Here is a 915-nt window from a genome sequence, read left to right as displayed (position 1 = left end):
ACCGCCCTCTCTGACCGGAACGTGTCCCTTTTAGGTACTTCTGGTGCGGAAACCGCCCTCTCTGACCGGAACAAGTCCCTTTTAGGTACTTCTGGTGCGAAAACCGCCCTCTTTGGACCGAGCAAGTCCCTTTTAGGTACTTCTGGTGCGAAAACTGCCCTCTCTGGACCGAGCAAGTCCCTTTTAGGTACTTCTGGTGCGAAAACTGCCCTCTCTGACCGGAACAAGTCCCTTTTAGGTACTTCTGGTGCGGAAACCGCCCTCTCTGACCGGAACAAGTCCCTTTTAGGTACTTCTGGTGCGGAAACCGCCCTCTCTGACCGGAACAAGTCCCTTTTAGGTACTTCTGGTGCGGAAACCGCCCTCTCTGACCGGAGCAAGTCCCTTTTAGGTACTTCTGGTGCGGAAACCGCCCTCTCTGACCGGAACAAGTCCCTTTTAGGTACTTCTGGTGCGGAAACCGCCCTCTCTGACCGGAACAAGTCCCTTTTAGGTACTTCTGGTGCGAAAACCGCCCTCTTTGGACCGAGCAAGTCCCTTTTAGGTACTTCTGGTGCGAAAACTGCCCTCTCTGGACCGAGCAAGTCCCTTTTAGGTACTTCTGGTGCGAAAACTGCCCTCTCTGACCGGAACAAGTCCCTTTTAGGTACTTCTGGTGCGGAAACCGCCCTCTCTGACCGGAACAAGTCCCTTTTAGGTACTTCTGGTGCGGAAACCGCCCTCTCTGACCGGAGCAAGTCCCTTTTAGGTACTTCTGGTGCGGAAACCGCCCTCTCTGACCGGAACAAGTCCCTTTTAGGTACTTCTGGTGCGGAAACCGCCCTCTCTGACCGGAACAAGTCCCTTTTAGGTACTTCTGGTGCGGAAACCGCCCTCTCTGACCGGAACAAGTCCCTTTTAGGTACTTCTGGTGCG

Annotated in this window: 1 protein-coding gene; it reads left to right on the top strand. The window is 54.4% G+C overall.

Annotation, left to right across the window (positions count from 1 at the left end; genetic code table 11):
* A partial coding sequence (locus tag IVB22_RS14345; RefSeq protein WP_247517995.1) for a hypothetical protein occupies positions 1–915 on the top strand: 915 nt, incomplete at both ends.

The sequence above is a fragment of the Bradyrhizobium sp. 190 genome (genome assembly GCF_023073415.1).
In the GTDB taxonomy this organism is placed as follows: Bacteria; Pseudomonadota; Alphaproteobacteria; order Rhizobiales; family Xanthobacteraceae; genus Bradyrhizobium.
Note: the sequence above shows the minus strand (reverse complement) of the source record. Positions and strands in the feature narration are given on the sequence as shown.